Origin of the sequence: Hymenobacter crusticola (genome assembly GCF_002154225.1) — a bacterium.
In the GTDB taxonomy this organism is placed as follows: domain Bacteria; phylum Bacteroidota; class Bacteroidia; order Cytophagales; family Hymenobacteraceae; genus Hymenobacter; species Hymenobacter crusticola.
In genome coordinates, this window is sequence record NZ_MTSE01000005.1 from 181,315 (window position 1) to 203,794 (window position 22,480).

Sequence of the window (22,480 nt, forward strand, 5' to 3'; positions counted from 1 at the left end):
AACAAGCCTTACCTAGGCGACGCGTGTGTTGAGCGCCTACACTATTTTTCTCAAGAAACCTATGCAACGAGCGTGCTCCCAAACAACTCACCAAGACTCAGAACCTAGGTTCTAACGTTGTGCTTCTATCGCAGGGCCTTTCGGTAGGCAATTCTCAGAAAAAAGGGGCCTTTACCCACCAGAAAGCACTTAGGTTAGCAAACATCAGCTTGCTGTTTCTCTTTACCTTCACGAAGCTTGAGTTCGTTTATTTTATTATCCGTATGCCGCGTATTTGCTTACTCTATTTTCTACTGTTGCTAGCTGCCTCGACGGCGCAGGCCGGTATCGTACGGGGCCGGATCACGAACCCTGATGGCGAAGGCCTGGCTTTCGCGAACGTGGCCGTGCGCGCTACATCCTCTAGCACCGCCACCAACGAGCAGGGCAACTACCAGCTCCGCCTCAGCCCAGGCCGGTACGAGTTGGTGTTTCAATACGTAGGGTACCGGCCGCACACCGAAACGGTGCAAGTAGCGGGCGGCGACACGGCCACCGTGCTCAACGTAGCCTTGAAGCCCGAAAGCTACCAGCTGAACGAAGTAGTGGTGCGCGCCACCGACCGCGACCCGGCGTATGCCATTGTGCAACAAGCTATTCAGTGGCGCCGCTACCACCAGCGCGAAGTAGCTGCCTTCAAAGCCCGCGTGTACATCAAAGCCCTAGGTCGGCTCACCGATGTGCCCGGCAAGATCTTGGGTTTGGTGAAAGTAGGTCCTGACCTGAAGCCCGGCATTTTCTATTTATCAGAATCGGTGTCGGAAATGACGTTTCAGCAGCCAAATGTGATACGAGAGCGGATGATTTCGTCGCGTGTGAGCGGCGACTCCCGAGGCATCAGCTTCAACCGGGCGGGTTCGGCCCGCGACCTAAACTTTTATAACAACGTAGTCAACAGTGGATTTTCGGAACGGCGCTTTGTGTCGCCGATTGCGGCCAACGCCCTGTTTTACTATAAGTTTGAGCTCACGGGTAGCAGCCAACAAGGTGGCGTACTGGTGCACAAAATTCGGGTGATTCCGCGCCGGCGCACTGACCCCGTTTTTTCTGGTTATATCTACATCGTAGACGGCACCTGGCGGCTGCACTCACTGGCCCTCGACCTCACCAAAGATGCCCAGCTTGATTACCTAGATAGCTTTCACTTGGAGCAAATCTTCGCCCCTGCTCCAGGCCCCTCCGACGTATGGGTGATGCAATCGCAGAAAGCCACACTGGCGCTTTCGGGCCTAGGTTTTAAAGGCAATGGCTACATCACAGCGGTGCTCTCGAACTACCAAGTGACACCTACCTTTCCTAATCGGCCGGCCCCTACGGCCGCGCCAGCTGCTCCCGCTACGCAGCCTACTGCTCCTGCTATTGCTGCCGAGCCCGTAGCAGACGTGAAGAAGCCCAAACCTAGCTTGCGTGGTTTGGCCAAGCAAGTGCGCAAAGGCATTCGGCGCGCCGAGCAAGACAGCCTGAGCAGCAACGCCATTGGCTTGCGGCGGGGCGAGGTGATGCGGGTGGACAAAGGCGTGAATGAGCGCGACTCCAGCTACTGGACCGAAGTACGTCCCATTCCGCTTACGGCCGAGGAAAAGGTAGATTACCATGTAAAAGACAGCACTGAAACTATCCGCAACTCGCGCGCCTACCAAGATTCGCTGGACCGCAAGCGCAATGTATTTGAGCCCCAAAAGCTACTGCTAGGTGGTTATACCTACTCCAACACCTTCCGCAAGCAGCAGTGGTACGTGGCGCCCATCTTTAACATCCTACAATACAACACAGTAGAGGGCATTGTCGCTAATCCGCACGCCACGTACACCAAGGATACGGACGATCGGCGTACGTTTTCCATTACACCTACTGTGCGCTACGGCTTTGCGAATAAGCTACTCAGCCCTAGCTTGGTAGCTAGCTGGCAGCACGATCCGGTGAAGCTAGCACGCGTGACGTTTAGCGCCGGTCGCACCATCGAGAATTTCGACCGTGCCAGCCAGCTCACGCCATTCATCAACACGGTGTATACGCTGCTCGATAACCGCAACTACGCCAAGTACTACCGTCGCGATGGGGCTACAGTTGGCTACAGCCGCGAAGTTGTTAATGGGTTGACGCTGCAAGGCAACCTCAGCTATTATGACCGCCGCGAATTACAAAATGCCACCATCGATTTGCTGCGCGATGTTTCGGGCCGAGCTTTTACTCCTAATCAGCCCCTAAACGACGAGGCGCCTACTACCAGCTTTGGCCGGAACCAGGCGCTTGCGTTTGAGCTAACTAGCTCGTTCACACCTGGTCAGCGCTACATAACGCGCCCCACAGGTAAGTATAATTTCCGCTCTAAGTACCCGACGCTTCGCTTTACATACCGCCAAGGCATTCCCGACGTATTCGGCTCCGACGTACGGTACGCCCTGCTTGCCGCGGGCTTAAATCAGAACATCAGCATGGGGTTGCTGGGCAATGGTAGTTACAACGTGGCCGTTGGTGGCTTCCTCGGGCAGTCCCGACTGTCCTTCATGGATTACCGCCACTTCTCCGGCAACCAAACGCTATTTGCCAGCAATTTTGCTCAGTTTCAACTGCTCGACTATTACCGATTCAGCACGCGGCAACGGTACGTGGAAGCGCACTATAATCACCATTTCAACGGCTTTTTCCTGAACAATATTCCGTTGCTGCGTCGCCTAAAGTGGCAGGAAGTGGCTTCGTTCAATTACTTGCATACCCCCGTTGCTGGTCATTACGTGGAGCTAGGGGTCGGTATTGAACACATCTTCACCTTGCTGCGCGTCGATTTTTATACGGCTTTGCAGTCTGGGCGCAAGTTGGATTCTGGCTTCCGAGTTGGTCTAGGCTTCTAGGGTTCGCCCATAAGCGCCGTTTGCGGCGGGTGCTCAAGCCGTATGAGGAGAAATCTTAGCTTTGCCAAGTCCCCGTAAGCTGGTACCGCATGTTGTTTACACACTGTATGAGTCGGCTGCTGTTACTGGCTGGTTTAGCCGCCGGACTACGGGCGCAGGCCCAACCCTCCTACGAGCCTACCTGGTCCTCGCTCGACCAGCGCCCCGTACCGCAGTGGTTTACTGACGCTAAGTTTGGCATTTTTATTCACTGGGGCGTGTATTCGGTGCCAGCTTACCGGCCCGTTAGTCCTCGGATGTACGAAACCTACGCCGAGTGGTACGGGGCCGATATGTATGGCAACCCCGCGCTGCGTCAGAGCTTCCACAATAAAAACTACGGGCCCACCTTCACGTACCGCGACTTTGGGCCGCTGTTTCGGGCCGAGCTATTCGACCCCGTGCGCTGGGCAGACTTGTTTGTCCGCGCTGGCGCCCGCTATGTGGTGCTCACAACCAAGCACCATGACGGCTACTGCCTGTGGCCTACCACCGCACCCTACAAGCAGCAGTGGAATAGTGGCGCGGTTGGCCCCAAGCGCGACTTAGTTGGCGAGCTAGCCCAGGCGGTACGCGCCCGAGGGCTTAAGATGGGGTTCTATTACTCGTTGATGGAGTGGGAAAGCACGAGCACTCCAAGCCGACCTAGCGGCTACTATTTACCGCTGGCTGACATCAACAAGTACCGGATTCCCGACTCGGCGTATGTGGAGCAGAACTCGCTGTGGCAATTGAAAGAGCTAGTAAACCGCTACCAGCCCGCGCTACTTTTTGCCGATGGCGAGTGGGACCGAACGGCCACGTACTGGAAAAGCCCTGCGTTTCTGGCCTGGTTGTATAATCACGCGCCTAATAAGGAGGAAGTCGTGGTGAATGACCGTTGGGGCCAAGGAACTCGGGGGCAGCATGGTGGCTACTACACCAGTGAGTACGCCAGCGACAACGACAAAGTAGGGACGCAACATCCGTGGGAGGAAAGCCGCGGCATGGGGCAATCCTACGGCTTTAACCGCGCCGAAAACCTAGAAGACTACAGCTCCTCCGCTCAACTCGTGCATCAACTTATCGACATCGTTAGTCGGGGCGGCAACCTACTGCTCAACATCGGACCAGCCGCCGACGGTACCATTCCTGTGCTCATGCAAGAGCGGCTCGTGGATATCGGAAAGTGGCTGGCCATCAACGGAGAAGCTATTTATGGCACGACAGCTTGGGCGCCAGCCCAAGCACCGAGTCAGCAGCCGAAGACGCGCTATTATACCGCCAAAGGCCGCGACGTGTACGTGCTAGCCACAAGTTGGCCCACGACGCCCTTTGTGGTGGACGGCCTCCGTGCCACAAGCAACCTGACAGTGACGCTGCTAGGTAGCCAAGTGCCCGTCAAGTATACTCGTCGCAAAGGCCAGCTTACCATTCAGCCACCTGCCCTTACCCCAGCGCAGATCCCTTCCCCGTTCGCGTACGTGTTCAAAATACAGAACGCTATGCCGTAACCGTGGTTAGTAGCTCGAGCTTTTCTTGAGGCAAGCTCGGGCTACTAGCACCTTCATAAGAGTTACCACATCAATGATAAAGGCAGTATTAACTGCGTTGCCTGTATAAGGCAATGACCTAGCTACCCCACCAGCACTTTAGCTTATTCCAGCGCAATCCGTTTAGTAGACTTATAATTCGCCGGCCCGCTTATATGCAGCCAGTACAGTCCCGCTGGCACTCCCCTCGCTGACACGTTTACCAAGGCGGCGGGCCGTTCTTGATGCCACACCGAGCGGCCTAGCGCATCTATGCGTTGTAGCTGCAAGCCAGCTGCCGGTGCATCGGCGGGCAATTGCACCGTGAAAGAACCTTGAGCGGGTTGGGGTATACTTGCCAAGCAATAGGGACGGCTGGTGGATGATTGGCTAACACGGTACTTGTGAGCCAAACCAGCCAGTAATCTCCATAAAGCTCGCCGCCGCGGCTCGGTTCACTCTTATCGCCCACGGCATCGCCCGTAGACATTCCGGCGAGCAGATAGCCACCATCGGCTGCGCTACGCATCTGCACGAGCTGCGTGTAGCCATCACCTGCGTGGAGCGTCTGCTCCCATTGCTTGGTCCCGCGCGCATCGAGCTTGAGAACCGCGTACGTGTTAATGTTATCTCCTCCTACCAGGCAGCCATCATCTGGGGTAAGCACCACGCTTGCCAGCTGTTCTTCCTTGACCGTGCCGTACGATCGGTCCCACTCTTTATTGCCTTGCGCATCTATCTGCACGAGCCAGTAGTCGCGCAAGCCTAGGTTTGGCTGGCTTTTATCACCGCTAGCGCCTGAGAGGGAAGAACCTGCCAGCAGTGCGCTCCCATCGGCGGGGAGATGCAACTCGCGGCAGTGGTCGTTGGCGTCGCCGCCGAGCGTACGGTCCCATTGCTTGGTACCTTGCCCGTCCAGCTTGACCACCCAATAATCGGCACCGCTCCGGCTAGCTTGGGTTTTATCGCCAGAATTGTCGGACGAGGAATAGCGAGATACGATATAATTCACGCCGGCTTTCAGCTACGAAAAGACTTAGACTACTCGGGAGGAGCTTATAAGACAAACCCTAGCTTGATACCGGCTTCTGGCTTTACCGTGGCAAAGCGGCGTTGGAGTTCATATCCGGTATCGGTGTACCGCGCTCGAATATCGTTGGATAAGCCTAGGCCAGCGTAGGCTTCTACGAGGCCGTGGTTGCCGAACCGGCGTTGCAGTCCCCAGAGCACCGCCACAGTAGTGAAATCGTAACGCAAGTGCCGGCCAGCGTTGCGCGGATTCCACCAGCTGCTCGTCGATTGTAGGGCTAGGTAGTTGCCAACGAAAGCGCCCGTTGCTAGGCCGCGCCGCTGGCGTTTGCTTTGGTTATAGTAATGTCGGATACCAAAGTCGGCCCCCACATTGTACAAGTTGATGTACTTGGTGATGTCGTGTTCTTCCTGCCGGTTGACTTTTAGGAGCATTCCACTGAATCCGTCCGTGTAAACGGTCCAGTGAGGTGCTAGTTGAAGCTCAGCACCAAGGATAAGAGGTAGCGCCAAACCCGCTGGTGCGCCGATGGTGAAGCCTCGCGCGAAGCCCGTGCTGCCTTTGAGCAAAACGCGGGAAGAGCTATCCGCTGCCACAAGCGGCGCGGTTTGCCCTATGGCGGCAGAATGCATGAGCAGTGTGATACCCGTTGAGCACAGCAGCCGCCTAATAACAGAATGAAACATGTCGGTAGGAAGTAGAATAACCCGCTCGGATGCCACCGCTAGCTTAGCTGTAGCAAAGCTAGGCACCTAGCTTCTCCTTGCTGATCAAGCGATTATCCTTACGAAGGATTGGTCTTGCAAAACTAGCGGGCGCCTATGCCAAGCGTTTTTGTGAAACGGATTTCTACTTGTCTAATCCGGATTCTTACAGCGGCCTTTGTGCACCTTAGGTAGTACTTGGTGAGCCAAGGCAACCAGGACAAATAACATTTCTACGCAGGCTGCCACCAACAGACAAGCTTAATGACTTAGTCGTCATCGAGCTTGGTCAACTGCATCTACTGTTGTTGGAAGCGCTTATTAATCAGGCAGCTATTGCGGAGAGCAGTGCACCGGCTTGGAGCCGTTGGGGGGCGCGACGTACTTGGGTAGGCCGCAGGCCAAACTTGCGCCGGAAGACCGTGGAAAAGTGCGCTGGATTTGCAAAGCCAACGACCTCCGCTACCTCCTGCACGGGCTGATCGGTGAGGGAGAGCAACTGGTGCGCCACAGTCAGGCGGCGCTCGGCAATGTACCCAAACACAGTGGTACCAAATAGCTCGCGGAAACCCTTTTTGAGTTTGAAGTCGTTCGTGCCGAACTGGCGCGCCAAGGCAAGCAGGCTCGGTGGTTCGGCGTAGTTACTATCTAAAAAGTCGCGAACGGCGTGCAACATTTCTCGGTCGCGAGAGGTGCCACGGACGCGCAACTGCATAAGCTGCGTTTGTTGCTCAATAAATAGGTCCAGAAAGCGGGCTTCCAGAAACATCTTTTTCAGGGAACCGCTATACGGGCAGTTGATAATCTGTTGGATGAGCGTGCGTTGCTGAGGAGAAATAGCCATGCCCTCTGGCAGCATCACGAAGGGTTTGGGGCGATTTAGCTGTTGTCCGTGTAAGCCTAGCCACTCTTCGTTACTGGTCACTAGCTGCTCAAACAGATTTCGGGTGAGGTGGATAGAGAAGCTCGTATGCTGCCGTCCCTGAAAAGTGTAGAAGTTCACGGGCGCTTCGTCTGCCATCATATTCTGATGGCCTCGCTCGAAGCGCAAAGGGCTCAGCGCGCAGGCTTTCGAGTCGATCTGCCCGTCCAGTTGATACAGCATAGCTAGCCACGGCTTCTCGACGGCTAGCTCAAGCTGCAGCGGCTGAGCTAGGTGCCCGGTCAACGTGGTAAGCTGAAATCCCTCTAAAAAGTAATCTGAGAAAGTGGCTTCGTTGCCCCCACTTTGCCAAGTAGTCGTAGCATGCATCAAGCCGGTCTGTTGGTGCAGCGTAGTTTGGCAATTATCTGTGAACTCGGCAGTACGAACTTGGTAGAACGGCTCCATAAGCAACAACAATCAACAATAGAAGATACAAATAGCGTGGACAAGCGAGGTGCTAGCTAGGCTGGCCAGCACCACAGGGCTAAGCAGGTTCAAAATTGAGGAGGACTGCTGCACAGCGCAATCCCATAAACATGTCAAAATATAGGATACCGGACTCTATTTTCTAGCTGCTCGAAGCGTTCTGCTCACAAAGCCTAGCTTGTGCTGGTGCTGGGTGCTTCATGCTGTATTCAAATAGTGTCATTAAAAATTAAAAAAGCCTGTTGCTGGGCAGCAACAGGCTTTTCGTTATAATACACAGAAGCGATACACTACTTCACTTCTTCATAGTCAACGTACTCCCCACCTCTGAATTCCTTCGACGGCGTTGGCTTTTGCTTGGGGGGCACGTACTCAACGCGTACTTCGCCGGGGGGAGGCGACGTAGGTGGTGGATTAAAAGGCGACCCGCCAAACTGCTGCTCAAAGCGACGCGTGTGCTTTTGCACAAGGTTCCCCACAAGCAGCCGCAGCACCACCGGCACTACAAAGCGAATGATAAACGAAATGACAAGGAGCGTGAGCAGGAATTTGACCATCAGTTGACAGGAAGGGGGGCAGTAATAGGTTGAAAATAAAAATCGGCCGTGACGGCACTTTCCAGCTGCGCCATAGTACACGGCACAAGTTCAGAACGCTCCGACAGCACAAATGGTTTGTAACCTAGCTTTTCTAATAGCTCAACCACGTTCCGTCGGTTCTCCAGGCCATTGAGCTCCGTTTGGATGAGCGGCCGAAAACGGCGCAAGGTGAGTTGCATGTGCCGAAACACTTCGTACTCAAATCCTTCGACGTCACACTTCACGAAGTCGAGGCGAGCTAGGTCAGTTAGCAGTTCGTCCGGCACGCGCATGGGCACGTCGTAGGTGCGGGCGTAATGTTCTTGGGTATTGCTGGCCGCAATTTTGGTCATGCCGTGGTGGAGCAGGCCGTTGCGTTCGGGTGTGCCCATCTGCACAGTAGTATTCTCACCACCTAGGGCGTAAGGCAACAATTGTACGTTGTTGTAGCCACTCAGGCGTACGTTGTCTTTCCAAATATTCTGGAATATGGGGATGGGCTCCACCGCCAGCACTTTGCCCTGTGGCCCAGCCAGCCGCGACAGCGCCACGGAGTAATACCCTAGGTTGGCGCCGATATCCAGACACACAAAACCCGGCTTGACGAGCTTAGCCAGAAAAAACAACTCCGGGTATTTGTCCTTACCCCAACCTGCCCCCACCAAGCGCAAGTACACACGGCTCACTAAGCGGATGTAACGTTCGAAGCCAAGTGCCCGGACCAGCAGTTTGCGGAGTTCTTTCATGGTAGCCCCAAAGGTAATACGCCGAACCGGGCCAACGACGTGCTACTTGCGCGCTTTGCTCCACAGCCGTGAAGCGCCCGCCGCCGCTAGGCCACCTACGAGGTACCAGGCCACCGTCATGAGCTTCGTTTGGGGAGTGCGATTACTTGGCGCTTTTCCTAGCCCCAACGGACCTGGCAGCACCACGCCTCCCACGCCAGCCGCTAGGCCTAGCAAAGCGCCACGTCCCCACGCCTTCTTGCCTTTGCCTACAAAGCTGTAATACAACCCATTGACTAAAATATCACCCGCCATTGTCACGTTGAACAAGGTATCGTGGTCGGGCTGAGGAGCCTCTGCGGTGTTCAGCATTTTGCGCAGCGCCCGCATGCCGAGCACATCCATACGCGGAGCTACCTCGGGGGCAATGCGCCGGGCATTTTCGTGCAAAAGGGTGAGGACAACAGAGCCCGCGAAACCACTAAATAAGGCTTGCGGTAACTTGGTCGATGATTTTTTTCCCATGAGTAATGATGCGTAAGGCCGCTTGTTCGTCGGGCCTAGGTTCCCAAACGAGCAAGCGCGGCATGGCGTTGCGCGTAGTAGCGGAATAACTCGCCCGAAATTTTTAGGGGGTAAGCTTGTGCTGGTTTATCTAGCTTTTCTATCTTTGCAGCCCTAAGTAGCGCCGGCTGCTTAGCTAGTAGCCTTCTTAGCTCAGTTGGTAGAGCAGCTCATTCGTAATGAGCAGGTCGCAGGTTCGAGTCCCGTAGAAGGCTCAAAAAGGCCCGATAACGCAAACGCGTTTTTCGGGCCTTTTTGCGTTTAAAGTTAATGGCCCTAGGCCTGCTGGCGTAGGTTGTTTAACCCTAAACGCTGCATAGTTTCGCCTTCAAAGTCAAACTCAATCATCACGGCGGGTTCGTTGCCAAGCACCCAACCGTCGTGCCCCGGCGTGATCACGACCATCTGAGGGGCCGTGAACGTTTCGCTGGTCCCGTCAGCGTATTGAATGTGCAACTGGCCCTGGGCGAGGAAACCAACATGTGCATGCTGGCAGTACTCCGTCCCAACGAGCGGCTTCATGTTGCGTGACCAACGAAAGTCGGCTGGGTATACAACGCGCTTGATACGAGCCGCACCAGCGCGCATAAAATCCAACTGCACGCCACCAACTTCGCGGTGCTCAGTGCCCAGCATAGGCGCCATCAAGGAATCAGCATGACTCATAGGAAGTAGGTTTGGGTGGACAATAAGTAGTTGAGGAATAACTAAATATAGCCACAATCCTCTTACTTCGGTCGCGCTTGCTCAAATCAATCAGTCAGGACGCTAAGTGCTTTCCGCGATAGAGGCTGCTACAGTCCGACGCGCAAAGCACGAGCGCCGCTTTTAGGTGTTTGTTCGTTGCAAGCAGCCTGGTGCTATTTATGAAAAAAGCCTCCCCAGCGTGAGCTGACGAGGCTTTTGAAATTACCAACCTAGGTCTCTAGTGAGCAGCTGACGTTGGCTCGCGCTGCTCGCGCCGAGGACGCGTGACGCGGGAGAACAAACTGATTTCCTGATCAAACAGAAAGCGGAAAAATAGCCGCGTGTAAGATGTATGATGCAGCAGCGGCTCGTAAAACTCGGGGGCCAATGCTTTTAATTCTGGCAGCTTCGTCCACGGCACAGAAGGCAGATCGTGGTGCTCGTTGTGAAAGCCTACGTTGAGGTTGATACCATTTAGGCGACCATAGTAGCTGTAGGTTTCCTGCTCCGGGTCGAGGGTTAGGTAGTGCTCCTGAATCCAGCGGGCGCCCAGCGGGTGAAAACCAACGGAGAACCAGAAGCTCATGAACAGATACAGCAGCGCCGTCCAGCCAAAGAAGTAAACAATTACCGCATCGAAGGCGAGCTGTGCTACAATATTAGCTACCACAAAACGGTCGACGGCAGCTACTTCGCGGCAGCGCAGCGTGCGAATCACTTGAAACAACGGAAAGAAAAACAGCCAAATCGCCTTGCCGATGGAGTAATTGCGGATCAGTTTGGCTTCATACCAATCAGGCAAATCGGCATCCAACTCGTGCACGCCTTGGTGCACGTGGTGTTGCAGGTGAAAGTTTTTGAAAGAAATAGCCGTCGGCACCACCGTTGGGAAATTGGCGAAAATGCCAGCGGCCGTGTTCTGCCACGTTTTCTTAAAGATCAGGTTGTGCGCCGCTTCGTGAATGGTGACAAAAAGTGTGTGCGAAAAAAACGCCCCCACGAAGTACGCCACCAGCAGGCTCCAGTACCAAGCTAGGTCGGCCACCAGATACGCCAAGAATACTTGGGCGCCCACACAGGCCAAGATAATGGCGAATGTTTTAGGCTCCTTGGTAATCAGGCGCCGGGCTTCGGGGTGCGTCTTGAGGAGCTGCCGACCGCGTCCTCGGTGCGGCTCAAGCGTGTTGACAAGCGTGAATGTAGCAGACTGAGAAGGCATGGTGCCAGATAGATGAGGGGGTGATAACAAATTGGGCCGACAAGAATAAGGCAATTCCTTTAAAAAAAGCCACCTATTTTTTGTCGTTGAGCAAATAATACGTTCAACATGATTTCTTCATGAGGCGCCCGCTAGCTTGCAAGCCATTCTTGTGCCGGGCTGCGGTCTGGGTACTGAGCCCTAGTAGAAGCCTAAGTTGTCGAATTTAGTTTGAGCAACGGTAAAAATTAGTCGGTTGCTCGACGCGCCATTGCTTAGCGACACGTAGCTCTTCCCCTGACCAGTACCCCCACCTAGCTGGTATTCCTCTCTCCCCTACTGCTCAATTCACTTCTCTGATGCGTTTTGTTACGCGCCCTAGGCACGCTGCCTTCGTATTACTCGGCATGATTAGCGCCGTTGCTGCGCGGGCTCAAACCTCACCAGCGTCGCCGCAGCCGGCGCCGCCTGTTTCAACGCCTGCGGCAGCGCCCGCCACGCCTCCTACGCAGCCGCTGCCCCCCGATACAACAACACTGCAACCCTGGAGCCTGCATTTCCAGCAGACTGTCATTCAGCAGTGGCACAACAAGTTTGCGGCCCCACGCACGGGGAGCTACAGTTTGCAGCCGGTGGAGAAAGCCAAACTTTCTCTTACGACTACCCTGTTCGTCGGCCGACGTTTGTGGCACGGCGCCTCGCTGTACTTCAACCCAGAGGTAGCGGGCGGCAGCGGCCTGAGCGGGGCCCGCGGCATAGCTGGATTCGTGAACGGCGAAACGTTTCGCATCGGGAACCCGGCGCCGCAGCTCTACCTAGCCCGCTTGTTCCTGCGGCAGGTGTGGAACCTAGGTACTGAGCAAACAACGGCCGCCGATGCGCCAAACCAACTAAGCGGCCCCGCGCCCACGCACTACGTGGCGCTTAATGTGGGCAAGTTTAGCCTCTCCGACTACTTCGATTTAAACAGCTATAGCCACGACCCACGCACCCAGTTTTTCAATTGGAGCTTGATGAGCACGGGAGCCTGGGACTACCCGGCCAATACCCGCGGCTACACCGTAGGTGCGGTGGGCGAGTACGTAACGCCCGCTTTTGCCTTGCGTGTGGCTAGCACGTTGGTGCCGCGTGAAGCCAACGGGCCAACCCTAGAAAAGAACTATGGTCGCTCGCACTCCGAAACGCTGGAGCTTACGAAGACGACGTCTCTGCACAGCCGACCGGGTGCCGTACGCCTGTTAGGGTTCATTACGCACGCCAATATGGGCGACTACCGCTTAGCAACCCAACGCCCCGACCTAGACCTAACCGCTACTCGGGCGCTGGGGCGCACTAAGTATGGCCTTTCGGCGAACGTAGAGCAGGCCCTTACCGATCAGCTGGGGGTATTTGCACGGGCTAGCTTCAACGACGGCCGGCACGAGACGTGGGCGTTCACCGAAATTGATCAGTCGGTGAGTGTGGGCGCGAGCAGCGGCGGTACCCGTTGGCACCGCCCCGACGACCGCCTAGGTTTGGCGTTTGTGGGCAATGGCATCTCACAACCGCACCGCGACTTTCTGGCGGCGGGCGGGCACGGCTTTATCATCGGCGACGGCTACTTGAAATACGCGCCCGAGCTAATTGGCGAGGTCTACTACAGCTTCAACATCCCGAAGTACTTCCTCACCATCAGCCCTGATTATCAATTTGTGGTCGACCCAGGCTACAACCGTGACCGTGGCCCGGTGCATGTGGTAGCCGTGCGGGCGCACGTTGCCTTTTAAGGTAGCTGGTAGCTGAAGCAGGTTACTAAATTGACTGGTGCGGCCGGTTAGCTGGCGTGCTCAGCACGGAATAACAACTTGATTGCCTAGGTTTGGGAAACTCAATTATAGCCTCCCGCTCGTGGCCCCTTTCGTTACCCGTGCTAGCTTTTTAATCAGTCTGTGCTTAGCGCTGGGCGCCGCGCCTGCCGCCCAGGCCCAGCTCGACAACCGCGCTTTTCTGTACCCGCTCACCGTGCGGCCCGCCTACGACCACCAGTTGCGGTTGAGCGTTAATGCCTTTCAGTTTTTTAAAGACAACGAGTACTTCAACAAGATTGCCGACGGATATACGCTGTTTGGTACGCAGTTCAACCCGCGCCTGACATACTACCCTAGCCCAAACCTGCGCCTGGAAGCCGGCATTTTCTTGTGGAAGGACTACGGCAATCCGCGCTTACAACAAGTACGCCCGACGTTCACGGGCGTGTACCAGAGCCCCAACGGTCGTCATCGTGTGCTGTTCGGCAACATCGAAAGCCACCTGCACCACGGCTATATCGAGCCGCTGTTCGACTTCGAGCGGGTGATGCTGAAGCGGCTGGAAGAAGGCTTGCAGTACCAACTCCAAACCCGCCGCGTGCGCCTTGATACATGGGTCGACTGGCAGCGGCAACAATACCGCTACAGCAATTACCAGGAGCAAATCACGGGCGGCCTAGCTTCTGAGTTTATTCTTACCCCCGACTCCACCCGCAACTGGCGCTTGAGCATCCCCGCTCAGTTCACGGCGCAACATTACGGTGGCCAAATCGATACGCTGGACAAGCCCCTGCAAACGCTGTTCAACTACAGCCTAGGGTTGCGTGTAGCCCGGCAGCTCGCTTCCCGCACGGTGCCACGCCTCCGCGCCGAAGTGCATGGGACCTTCTTCAATGATCGTTCGTTTACGAAAGTCTATCCTTACAGCCAAGGCACTGGCCTGTACGCAAACGTCGGCGCCGATACGCGCTTCTTGAACGTGCTGGTCAGCTACTGGCAAGGGCACCACTTCATCGCGCCCCTAGGTGGCCGGCTCTACCAATCTGTGTCGACTACGGTTGCCAATCCGCAGTTTACAGACCCCAACCGCCAGCTTCTGATCGTGCGCTTCTTACGCGACTTTCGCCTGCCAGGCCACGTGGTGCTCACCACGCGCCTGGAGCCGGTATATGATTTTAACGCCCACCTGCTCGATTTCTCTTTAGGCGTGTACCTAAATTTCAACCAGGATTTCTTCCTAGCTAAATTTCGCGCATCGGATGCTAACTAAGCAACTTATAATAAGCTAGCTACCAAACGCAAAAGGACCGAAGCATGAGCTTCGGTCCTTTTGCGTTTATTCTTATCAACTTGTTTTACAAAGTGTGACCAGTGCTAGAGCCCTTCTGCGAGGTGCCACGGTAGCTAGCTTCGTTCACCGAACCCGGCGACGAATAGCTGCTGGTAGAGCCATAGCGGGAGCCGTAGCTGTCGCCGGTGGTATACTTGCCGGCTGTGGAGTAGCCTGCCGAGCTGCCCCGGTACGCTTCCTTAGAGCTCTTGCTAAAAGACTTTTTGCCGCCCTTTGAGCGCAGAGACAACCAGCCGATGCCGCCTAGTAGCAGAGCCCCACCCACAATTTTCTGTGTTGTGGTCAGCTTATTTACTTGGGCGGTAGCTTTCGTACCGAGGTCTTTTAAGTTTTGGGGTAGCTGATTTACTGTGCTTTTCAGGTTCGATTGGTCCAGCAGCTTCTTAGCCGTATCACCTACCGTACCTAGGTTAAGAGCGTCAATGGCGCTATCAAACAAGTTGCCTGGCTGCTGATCAGCTTGCGCGGCCTGTGGTGCTGGCTGCGCGCTTTCATCTCCTAGGTTGAGCGAAGGATTATCGTAGCTGCTATCAGCGGTAGCGGCTGAGCCTAAATCAGTTGCCCCCGAGGTGGAGTCAGTGGTATTCGTAGAAGCTAGGTCCGGATCTTGGGCGGGTTGGTTTTTTTTGCTTTCCATGAGTTTCAAAGGGTTTGGGTGCAAAGTGATAGCCGCGTGGGAAGCCAGGTGGCTTCCGTCTATTCGTAAACCAGCGGAATGAGGTTGCAGTTGACTTCGGCTTTTTATTCACCGCCCGTAACCTTCTGTTCAGGTAGTCAGTACGATAAGGCAGTTTATTGCCCTCCCCTCACCCCCATCCTAACGCAACTATTCCCATGGCACGTGATTCAAATCTTTCCGTTGCTCTTGTAACAGGCGCCGCTAGTGGCATTGGTCAAGAGCTAGCCCACTTGTTGGCGAAAGACCAATATCAGCTCATTCTCGTCGACCAAAACCCTGGTGGCCTGCAAGGCTTTGCCGATCACTTACAGAGTGTGCACCATATCACCCCCACGCTTATTACCCAAGACCTAGGTGAGCCCGGCGCGGCCCAAAAGGTGTACGATGAGGTACAGAGCAAAGGCCTGCAAGTCGACATTCTCATCAACGACGCCGGTTTTGGCGTGGCAGGACCGTTTCTGGAGGCTGATCTAAACCGCAACGTGGCCCTGATCAACACCAACATTACGGCCTTGACGGAGCTAACTTACCTTTTCGGACGCGACATGAAGCAGCGCGGTAAGGGCCGCATTTTGCAGCTAGCTTCTCTGGCTTCGTTTCAACCCAATGCTAACCTAGCGGTGTATGGCGCCTCCAAGGCATTCGTTTTGTCTTTCACGGAAGCCATCATTGAAGAGCTGAAGGATTCGGGCGTAACGGTAACGGCGCTTTGCCCCGGTGCCACCGAGACGGAGTTCTTCGAAACGGCTGGTGCCCAAGACACCAAAGAAGGCCAGAGCAAGAAGGCCGACCCGAAAGATGTAGCCAAGGACGGCTACGAGGCGCTCATGAATGGCGAGCCCCGCGTTATCTCTGGTATCAACAATAAGTTGCTGGCCACGCTAACCAACATCATTCCGGACAGCTGGCTGGCTGCTAGCAGCAAGAAAAGCTTCGAGCCTGCTGAGTAAAGTCAACCCTAGAACTAGCCCCCACGACAAAGGCCGCTCCTGATCTCAGGAGCGGCCTTTGTCGTGGGGGCTAGTTCTAGGGTTGACTATGACACCTAGCTAGGTTCGCCAGCGCCACGGTGCATGGTAGCGGGGTCGGGTAGCACCCCATTGCGCGCGTAGAGCGAAGCATCGCGCTGACCAGCCACGCGGGCTTCCGCCTCATACTTATTGTTGTAGTAGCCTACCCGCGCCGACTCCACTAAGTATTTCCAGAGAAAAGGCAGGTAGCCATGCTCCCGGAATTGTCGGATATGACACATCTCGTGCGCAACCCAGTAAGGGTCGCGCAAAAACTCCTCTTGCGTGGCGCCGCTCAAGTGAATGGTGTTGCCGAGCACCATCGCTACGCTCGAGGAGCCGAGTACCTGGCGCGCGACGCGCGCCAAGGGTGAGTTGGTGATAATACGAGGAGGCTTCATAGGTAAAAAACAGCAGGCGCCATATACGCCAAGCGACGCATTTAGGTTTTCTTCCGGGCAGGGATATTCAGGAAAAAAGTATTCCTAAATCAAGAAATTTCTCCGTTTTGATACGCCAAATTTGGATGTCACCGAAATTATGGTTTAGCTTTAGACATCGGCGGAAGAAATATCCGCTCGTTTTGCCGTCTTGCGCGGCTCATTTACGGCTTGTTTTCTACTGCTTTTAGCAACTGAATTATCGAGTAAAAGAACGTACGCTCTGGCTCACCAGCCACCTAGGAATCCGATTTTGCCACCCTACGACGGACAATGAAAAACACCATCCTGTATTGCCTCGCCGCTGCTTCCACTACGCTTTCCTTTTTCTTCGAGCGCACACCTGACGCTACTACCTCTTCTTCGGCTCCCGTTATAGCGGAAGCCTCCCTGCTGCCGAGCTTCCTAGACGGCAGCACGCCGGCTGACGCCACCACGGCTTCCCGCGACTCGCTAGCTTACCACTACTACGCCCAAACACTCGGCGTAGACCTAGCTTTCAACGAAAACAAAGACCTGCTGCGCACCGTCACCGACTGGATCGGGACCCCCTACCGCTACGGCAGCAACTCCAAAAAAGGCACTGACTGCTCCGGCTTCGTGACGCGCGTGTTTCAGGAGGTATATGGCATTACGCTCAAGCGCAGTTCCCGCTCCATGTTCGAGAACGTGAAGCGCGTGAACAAAGACCAAATGGAGGCCGGCGACTTGGTATTCTTCCGTCGCGGTCCGGGTCAGCCTATTTATCACGTGGGCATCTACATTAAAGATGGTAAGTTTGCCCACTCCGCTACCAATGGTGGCGTCATGATTAGCTCGCTTAATCAGCCATACTACCACCGTAATTTCTACGCGGCCGGTCGTATCGAAAACGAGTAATCTGCCCCTTGCTACGCACAAGCCCCGTTCCAACCGAGCGGGGCTTTTTTTATGCCTTGAGAAGGACTGGCAAAGACAATTACGCAGAAAACTATTTTGCTCTAAAGCAGTATAGCAGGCAGGCTATAGTTGCGTTTTCGCGCCTAGTTTAGTAGCTCGCTTCTCCTTTTTTAGCCGGCTGCTTATTCCATTTTATTCACCACTCTCTCCTCTTTCATATGGCTACGCAAAACCCTAAAGGCGAACACATTGCTTCTTCACCGCTATTCAAGAAGTTCTTGGGCAAAGCGGAAGAATACCTTAAGAAACCAACGCGCATTAAGCAACTCCTGAGCGACGCCTATGAGAAGGCCAGCGAAAAAAAGGACGTGGGCACCATCGCCCAGGAAGCCTGGGAGACGATGCAGACCCTCTTCCGCTTGATCAAAATGTCCGCGTCGGGGGAGTATACGGGTTTGCCGGCGTCTACAGTCGTGGCCGCGGTAGCCGTCACCATCTACTTCCTGTTCCCAATTGACCTGATTCCGGACTTTATTCCGGTACTTGGCTTGCTCGATGATGTAGCGTTGGTAGCCTGGTTCAGCACTTCCATCAAAGAGGAGCTCGACAAATTTGCGGAGTGGGAAAAGACCCGTCCGACGGTGATGGAGCCCAGTGACATACAACCTAGCGCCGCTGTAGTGTTGAATACTGGTCAAGACGGTAGCACGTCTACGTCGGGTCCGCAGCCGCATGAGCCTAGCCCAGCGCCACTTTACAGCCCTTCGCACGGGAAAGTATCTTCGGAATCGGCTAAGCGCGCAGGCACCACTGACTTGAAGCCAGCTGAGGGCCCCGTATCCAACACCGACTCTGGTATTTCTTCGCCCGACAGCAGCAACCCAAACCCTAGCCTCACGGGGCCAGATGATACGGAGCCGCCCACTAACCCAAAGTTGCACGCCGACGATACATACAACACCGACGGTAGCCGCACCCATAATGACGGTTCCAATGACGCGGGCGGCAACGTACGCTAAACAGCCGCAATAAAACTGTTCATAAAAAAGCCGCCCGGCGTCATTAGGATGACGCCGGGCGGCTTTTTTGCTGCCCAACTTAGTAGGTGACTCGCGAATGGTAGAACGTTTATGCGACTTGCGCCGCCTCGGGCGTATGCGAGGCTACGTAGGTTACAAAATCGCCCACCGTTGCTAGGGGCACCTCATCGGGAATAATGATGTGGAAGTTACGCTCAAGCTCGAGAATAATATCGACCACATCGACGGTATCAAAACCTAGCTCGCGGCTTAGGTTGCTACCGATACGCAGGCGGCGAGGCTTGATAGCCTTGCGCTTGCTGATGATTCGCAGCACTTGCTGCTCAATTGATTTGGGAACGGAGGTCGTTGAGGTGATCATAGGGGAACGACAGAGAAATAGGGGAAAGCAACTATTTAAGCTAGCTGCCCGCTGTCTTATTAGGCAGGATCTGCTTACCGAAGTGAAATCGTTGTGGGCAGCAAGTAACACACGAGTTTCGGCAACAGACTTTGGTAATAGACAACGGGCAACTAGTAACAGACAAGCAGGAAACAGCAGCCGACTTACGCTTCGGCTAGCACTGGTGGCCGGGCGGCCCGAACTTCTTCCGCGTCGGCGGGCGGCGTCTGCGGAGCGTCCGGGTGGACACCAGTGATTTTAGAACGAAGGGTTTCGTTCAATAAGTACATTACTGGGACTATCAATAGGGTGATAAGGGTTGCAAACACCAACCCGAAAATAATCGTCCAAGCCAGCGGCCCCCAGAACGTTACCGATTCGCCCCCGATGAAGAAGTGCGGATGGAAGGAGTTGAACAGCTCGTAGAAGTCGATGTTCAAGCCGATAGCCAGCGGAATCAGACCTAGGGTGGCGGCCGTAGCCGTCAGGATTACCGGGTTCAGACGCGTACGGCCGGCCAGCACAATGGCTTCGCGGAGCGGCATACCTTGCGAACGGAGCATATCGGTGAATTCTACCAGCAGGATACCGTTCTTCACCACAATACCCGCTAGGGCGATAATCCCTACCCCGGTCATTACGATACTGATGTTCATGCCCGTGATGGCCAAACCTAGCATTACCCCAATTACCGAGAAGATAATCTCGGAGAGGATGATAAGCGGCTTGCTCACCGAGTTGAACTGCGTAACTAGTACGAGGAAGATCAGGCCGATAGCGCCGATGGCTGCCACCCCAAGGAAGGAGCTAGTCTCCTGCTGGTCTTCCTGGGCACCACCCATGCGCACGGTGTAGCCGGGCGGCATGCGGAAGGATTTCAGCGCCTGGTCGATGTTGCGCACTACGTCGGGGCCGGTGAAGCCACTGAGCACGTTCGACGAAATCGTGATAACGCGCTTGGTGTCCTTGCGCTTGATACCGCCGTAGGTCGTGCCATAGTTCACGCTGGCAATCGACGAGATAGGCACTTGGCGCACCTGGCCGGTAGCGTCGCGGAACGTGAGCGGCGAGTTCAGGATGGCATCCACATCTTCGCGGTACGGCTTGGCGTAGCGCACCTGAATCGGGTACTCATCATCAGCCGTCTTGAATTTGCTAGCCTCGAAACCATAGATAGCCGTGCGTACTTCCGAACCAATCTGCGCCGTGCTAATGCCTTCGCGGTTGGCCCGTACCCGGTCGATGTTGACGGCAATTTCGGGGTTGCGGTCTTCTAGGTTAGAACGCAACTGCTCGATACCACCAATCTTGAGCGAATCGACGTAGCGCGTTACTTTCTTCGACAGCTTGGCCAGGGTTGGGTAGTCGTCGCCGGCTACTTCGATGGCAATTTCCTTACCCGTGGGCGGGCCACTAGCTTCTTGGTCGACGGAGATTTCCGCGCCGGGAATGCCCTTCACCGCTTCGCGGATCTGGTCCATGTACTCGCGGGTGGGCTTACCCGTCCGCTCGCCGCTTTCCTTGAAGGCCACGGCAATCTTGGCTAGGTTCGACTGCGAAGTACCCGTAGCGGTAGCTTCGCCGGGGTCGGTGGCGCCAATAGCTACGTTGGTGATTATCGATTCTACGTCGTGGTTGTGGTCACCAATGACTCCGTACACGCGTTTCTCCAGCACCCGAGCTATCGAGTCGGTTACTTCCACCCGCGTGCCAACCGGCATCTTCAGGTAGGTGTAGATGAATTTAGGATCGCCTTTCGGGAAAAAGTCAACCTTGGGCTGACGAGCACCCACCGCGAAGATGGAAAGTACGAACAGCACCAGCATGCTCACCATGATACCGGCTTGGCGCCAGAGCGAGCCGCCCACGGCAACTCCCACCAAGCGGGCGTAGCCGTTTTGGAAGCGGGGTAGCACTTTAGTCTGGAAGGCCGCAATCAGGTGAACGAATACAAACTTATCGAGCACGCAGAAGAGGATGACGAACATCATCAAGTTGCCGGTGAACGGCGAGCCAGACACGTAGCCGATGATGGCAATAAGCAATAGCACGCCCATGGCAACGAGGAAGCCTTTGGTCAGCTTGGGCTTTTCACCGCTGTGGTGATCTTCGCGCTCCATGAACGACACGGCAAACACCGGGTTCATGATGAACGCTACCAGCAGTGACGACATCAGCGTTAGGATCAGCGTAACAGGCAGGTAGAACATAAAGCTACCCACAATGCCCGGCCAGAACATCAGCGGCACGAACGGCGCTACCGTGGTGAGCGTACCGGCTAGCACCGGGATGAACACCTCGCCAGCAGCGTATTTGGCTGCTTGAGCGGTGGTCAGGTTGGGGTGTTCGTGCAGCAAGCGGTGGGTGTTCTCGATAACCACAATGGCGTCGTCGACCACAATACCGAGGGCAAGCAGGAAGGCGAACAGCACGATCATGTTCAGCGAGAAGTCCAGCGTGGGCAGCATCACGAAGGCTAGGAACATGGAAATCGGCACCGACAGACCCACGAATAGGGCGTTGGTGGTCCCCATGAAGAACATCAGGATCAACGTCACCAGGACGAAGCCGATGATGATGGTGTTAATCAGGTCATTCAGCGTTACGCGCGTGTCGTTCGAGGTGTCGCCCGTCACGGTGATGGTCAGCTCCTTGGGTAAGGTTTGCTTGGCATCCTTGATGATTGCCTGAATCTTGTCGGAAGCGTCGATTAGGTTTTCGCCCTGGCGCTTAATCACGTTCAGGGTAATGGCCTGCTTGCCGTCGAGGCGAGCGTACGATTCGCGGTCTTTGAAGGCGTCTTGCACCGTGGCAATGTCGCCTAGGCGCACGGCAGCACCGTTCAGGTTCTTCACCTGAATGTCGGCAATATCGGCGGCGTTGGCGTACTGACCAGCTACGCGCACGGCCCGCTTCTGCTGGCCCACGTCGATGGAACCGCCCGAGATGGTGATGTTTTCGCGGGCAATGGCGCCTTCAATGTCGGTGAAACCTAGGCGCGAGGCGCGGAGCTTGTTCAGGTCTACGTCTACGTTCACTTGTTGCTCTAGGGCACCAATGATGTCGACGCGGGTGATTTCGGGCAGCGCCTCAATCCGATCTTGGAAGTCGTCGGCGTACTTCTTGAGCTGGCTCAAGGGCAAGTTACCGGCGAGGTTGATGTTCATGATCGGCACCTCCGACAGGTTGACTTCCTGCACCGTAGGCGGCGTGGGCAAGTCGTTCGGCAGCTCCGAGCTAGCCTTATCGACGGCGTCCTTGATGAGCTGCTTGGCGTACTGCACATCCACACCGGAGTTAAACTCCACGTCGACAATGCAATAGTCCTGGTTAGAGGTGGAGTTGATCTTTTTCACCCCGTTCACCGACTTGATTTCCTTTTCGAGCTGGCGCGTTACCAGGTTCTCGATGTCGGCCGGTGAGGTACCGGGGTAAATCGTGGCCACGATAATCCGCGGAATCACGATGTCGGGGAATTTCTCTTTGCCTAGCTTGATGTAGGCAAAAATCCCCGCCACGCACAGAATGAGCGTGATGATGTAAATGCTGGTCTTATTATCGATCGACCAGCTGGTCGGCTTAAACTCTCTCTCGATGTCCTGCATAGTCGATTTAGTTGTCGTTCAACGACTAG

The 22,480-nt window shown here is 55.2% G+C and carries 19 protein-coding genes and 1 tRNA gene; 8 read left to right on the forward strand and 12 right to left on the reverse strand.

Translation table 11 applies throughout. The annotated features are described in order from the left end of the window. Window positions 1-263 precede the first annotated feature (263 nt). Both BXP70_RS12085 and BXP70_RS12090 read left to right on the forward strand, forming a co-directional pair. Window positions 264-2,891: a DUF5686 and carboxypeptidase regulatory-like domain-containing protein gene (locus tag BXP70_RS12085; RefSeq protein WP_143436474.1), complete on the forward strand. Its 2,628-nt coding sequence runs from the start codon at window positions 264-266 to the stop codon at window positions 2,889-2,891. Between the two features lie 107 nt (window positions 2,892-2,998). Next, window positions 2,999-4,423, forward strand: coding sequence for an alpha-L-fucosidase (locus BXP70_RS12090; RefSeq protein WP_086594335.1), 1,425 nt, complete (start codon window positions 2,999-3,001; stop codon window positions 4,421-4,423). A 289-nt stretch (window positions 4,424-4,712) separates the two neighbouring features. On the opposite strand, the gene BXP70_RS12095 is transcribed toward BXP70_RS12090, so the two are convergent. The 6 genes from BXP70_RS12095 to BXP70_RS12120 all read right to left on the reverse strand — a co-directional run bounded on the left by BXP70_RS12095 (window position 4,713) and on the right by BXP70_RS12120 (window position 9,354). Then, window positions 4,713-5,453: a hypothetical protein gene (locus BXP70_RS12095; protein WP_086594336.1), complete on the reverse strand. Its 741-nt coding sequence runs from the start codon at window positions 5,451-5,453 to the stop codon at window positions 4,713-4,715. Window positions 5,454-5,497: 44 nt separating this feature from the next. After that, window positions 5,498-6,157, reverse strand: a complete 660-nt coding sequence (locus BXP70_RS12100; protein WP_143436475.1) for a hypothetical protein — start codon at window positions 6,155-6,157, stop codon at window positions 5,498-5,500. 343 nt (window positions 6,158-6,500) lie between these two features. Then, window positions 6,501-7,505, reverse strand: a complete 1,005-nt coding sequence (locus BXP70_RS12105) for a helix-turn-helix transcriptional regulator (protein ID WP_086594338.1) — start codon at window positions 7,503-7,505, stop codon at window positions 6,501-6,503. Between the two features lie 311 nt (window positions 7,506-7,816). Next, on the reverse strand, window positions 7,817-8,083 hold the full coding sequence (locus tag BXP70_RS12110) for a DUF4834 family protein (RefSeq protein WP_086594339.1): 267 nt from the start codon (window positions 8,081-8,083) through the stop codon (window positions 7,817-7,819). Continuing rightward, complete coding sequence (locus tag BXP70_RS12115; RefSeq protein ID WP_086594340.1) at window positions 8,083-8,850, reverse strand: FkbM family methyltransferase; 768 nt, start codon at window positions 8,848-8,850, stop codon at window positions 8,083-8,085. The genes BXP70_RS12110 and BXP70_RS12115 overlap by 1 nt, the downstream gene beginning before the upstream one ends. Window positions 8,851-8,892: 42 nt before the next feature. Next, a complete protein-coding gene (locus BXP70_RS12120) occupies window positions 8,893-9,354 on the reverse strand; it encodes a hypothetical protein (RefSeq protein WP_086594341.1) in 462 nt (153 codons plus the stop codon). A 181-nt stretch (window positions 9,355-9,535) separates the two neighbouring features. On the opposite strand from BXP70_RS12120, the gene BXP70_RS12125 reads away from it, so the two are divergent. Next, window positions 9,536-9,608 (forward strand) — tRNA-Thr (locus BXP70_RS12125). Window positions 9,609-9,669: 61 nt separating this feature from the next. Here BXP70_RS12125 and BXP70_RS12130 read toward each other — a convergent pair. Next, window positions 9,670-10,059, reverse strand: coding sequence for a cupin domain-containing protein (locus tag BXP70_RS12130; RefSeq protein ID WP_086594342.1), 390 nt, complete (start codon window positions 10,057-10,059; stop codon window positions 9,670-9,672). A 259-nt stretch (window positions 10,060-10,318) separates the two neighbouring features. Beyond that, window positions 10,319-11,299, reverse strand: a complete 981-nt coding sequence (locus tag BXP70_RS12135) for a fatty acid desaturase (protein ID WP_086594343.1) — start codon at window positions 11,297-11,299, stop codon at window positions 10,319-10,321. 338 nt (window positions 11,300-11,637) lie between these two features. Here BXP70_RS12135 and BXP70_RS12140 point away from each other — a divergent pair, with 338 nt between their 5' ends. Both BXP70_RS12140 and BXP70_RS12145 read left to right on the forward strand, forming a co-directional pair. Next, the gene (locus BXP70_RS12140) at window positions 11,638-13,044 is read left to right on the forward strand and encodes a carbohydrate porin (protein WP_218779780.1); all 1,407 of its coding nucleotides are present in this window, start codon (window positions 11,638-11,640) and stop codon (window positions 13,042-13,044) included. A 121-nt stretch (window positions 13,045-13,165) separates the two neighbouring features. Then, complete coding sequence (locus tag BXP70_RS12145) at window positions 13,166-14,335, forward strand: hypothetical protein (protein WP_086594345.1); 1,170 nt, start codon at window positions 13,166-13,168, stop codon at window positions 14,333-14,335. An 85-nt stretch (window positions 14,336-14,420) separates the two neighbouring features. On the opposite strand, the gene BXP70_RS12150 is transcribed toward BXP70_RS12145, so the two are convergent. Then, window positions 14,421-15,053 carry a hypothetical protein gene (locus BXP70_RS12150; protein ID WP_086594346.1) on the reverse strand — a complete coding sequence of 211 codons (633 nt, stop codon included), beginning with the start codon at window positions 15,051-15,053 and terminating at the stop codon, window positions 14,421-14,423. A gap of 197 nt (window positions 15,054-15,250) precedes the next feature. Between BXP70_RS12150 and BXP70_RS12155 the strand changes: the two genes are divergently transcribed. Beyond that, entirely contained in the window at window positions 15,251-16,045 is a 795-nt protein-coding gene (locus tag BXP70_RS12155) for an SDR family NAD(P)-dependent oxidoreductase (protein ID WP_086594347.1), read from the forward strand. 95 nt (window positions 16,046-16,140) lie between these two features. Here BXP70_RS12155 and BXP70_RS12160 read toward each other — a convergent pair whose 3' ends face one another. Continuing rightward, complete coding sequence (locus tag BXP70_RS12160) at window positions 16,141-16,506, reverse strand: hypothetical protein (protein ID WP_086594348.1); 366 nt, start codon at window positions 16,504-16,506, stop codon at window positions 16,141-16,143. 312 nt (window positions 16,507-16,818) lie between these two features. Here BXP70_RS12160 and BXP70_RS12165 point away from each other — a divergent pair, with 312 nt between their 5' ends. Together BXP70_RS12165 and BXP70_RS31040 are read left to right on the forward strand one after the other, a co-directional pair. Then, window positions 16,819-17,424 (forward strand): C40 family peptidase, encoded by a 606-nt coding sequence (locus tag BXP70_RS12165; protein WP_086594349.1) that lies wholly within the window; start codon window positions 16,819-16,821, stop codon window positions 17,422-17,424. A 218-nt stretch (window positions 17,425-17,642) separates the two neighbouring features. Next, window positions 17,643-18,443 carry a YkvA family protein gene (locus BXP70_RS31040; RefSeq protein ID WP_086594350.1) on the forward strand — a complete coding sequence of 267 codons (801 nt, stop codon included), beginning with the start codon at window positions 17,643-17,645 and terminating at the stop codon, window positions 18,441-18,443. A 109-nt stretch (window positions 18,444-18,552) separates the two neighbouring features. Here the strand turns inward: BXP70_RS31040 and BXP70_RS12175 are convergent, their stop codons facing one another. Both BXP70_RS12175 and BXP70_RS12180 read right to left on the reverse strand, forming a co-directional pair. After that, on the reverse strand, window positions 18,553-18,825 hold the full coding sequence (locus BXP70_RS12175) for an acyl carrier protein (RefSeq protein ID WP_086594351.1): 273 nt from the start codon (window positions 18,823-18,825) through the stop codon (window positions 18,553-18,555). 185 nt (window positions 18,826-19,010) lie between these two features. Further along, complete coding sequence (locus BXP70_RS12180; RefSeq protein WP_086594352.1) at window positions 19,011-22,451, reverse strand: efflux RND transporter permease subunit; 3,441 nt, start codon at window positions 22,449-22,451, stop codon at window positions 19,011-19,013. Between the last annotated feature and the right edge of the window lie 29 nt (window positions 22,452-22,480).

Excerpts from the sequence above, each read along its gene's own strand:
- BXP70_RS12085 (WP_143436474.1), top strand. The coding sequence starts at position 264 with ATGCCGCGTATTTGCTTACTCTATTTTCTACTGTTGCTAGCTGCCTCG.
- BXP70_RS12090 (WP_086594335.1), top strand. The coding sequence starts at position 2,999 with ATGAGTCGGCTGCTGTTACTGGCTGGTTTAGCCGCCGGACTACGGGCG.
- BXP70_RS12100 (WP_143436475.1), bottom strand. The coding sequence starts at position 6,157 with ATGTTTCATTCTGTTATTAGGCGGCTGCTGTGCTCAACGGGTATCACA.
- BXP70_RS12105 (WP_086594338.1), bottom strand. The coding sequence starts at position 7,505 with ATGGAGCCGTTCTACCAAGTTCGTACTGCCGAGTTCACAGATAATTGC.
- BXP70_RS12110 (WP_086594339.1), bottom strand. The coding sequence starts at position 8,083 with ATGGTCAAATTCCTGCTCACGCTCCTTGTCATTTCGTTTATCATTCGC.
- BXP70_RS12115 (WP_086594340.1), bottom strand. The coding sequence starts at position 8,850 with ATGAAAGAACTCCGCAAACTGCTGGTCCGGGCACTTGGCTTCGAACGT.
- BXP70_RS12120 (WP_086594341.1), bottom strand. The coding sequence starts at position 9,354 with ATGGGAAAAAAATCATCGACCAAGTTACCGCAAGCCTTATTTAGTGGT.
- BXP70_RS12130 (WP_086594342.1), bottom strand. The coding sequence starts at position 10,059 with ATGAGTCATGCTGATTCCTTGATGGCGCCTATGCTGGGCACTGAGCAC.
- BXP70_RS12135 (WP_086594343.1), bottom strand. The coding sequence starts at position 11,299 with ATGCCTTCTCAGTCTGCTACATTCACGCTTGTCAACACGCTTGAGCCG.
- BXP70_RS12140 (WP_218779780.1), top strand. The coding sequence starts at position 11,638 with ATGCGTTTTGTTACGCGCCCTAGGCACGCTGCCTTCGTATTACTCGGC.
- BXP70_RS12150 (WP_086594346.1), bottom strand. The coding sequence starts at position 15,053 with ATGGAAAGCAAAAAAAACCAACCCGCCCAAGATCCGGACCTAGCTTCT.
- BXP70_RS12155 (WP_086594347.1), top strand. The coding sequence starts at position 15,251 with ATGGCACGTGATTCAAATCTTTCCGTTGCTCTTGTAACAGGCGCCGCT.
- BXP70_RS12160 (WP_086594348.1), bottom strand. The coding sequence starts at position 16,506 with ATGAAGCCTCCTCGTATTATCACCAACTCACCCTTGGCGCGCGTCGCG.
- BXP70_RS12165 (WP_086594349.1), top strand. The coding sequence starts at position 16,819 with ATGAAAAACACCATCCTGTATTGCCTCGCCGCTGCTTCCACTACGCTT.
- BXP70_RS31040 (WP_086594350.1), top strand. The coding sequence starts at position 17,643 with ATGGCTACGCAAAACCCTAAAGGCGAACACATTGCTTCTTCACCGCTA.
- BXP70_RS12175 (WP_086594351.1), bottom strand. The coding sequence starts at position 18,825 with ATGATCACCTCAACGACCTCCGTTCCCAAATCAATTGAGCAGCAAGTG.
- BXP70_RS12180 (WP_086594352.1), bottom strand. The coding sequence starts at position 22,451 with ATGCAGGACATCGAGAGAGAGTTTAAGCCGACCAGCTGGTCGATCGAT.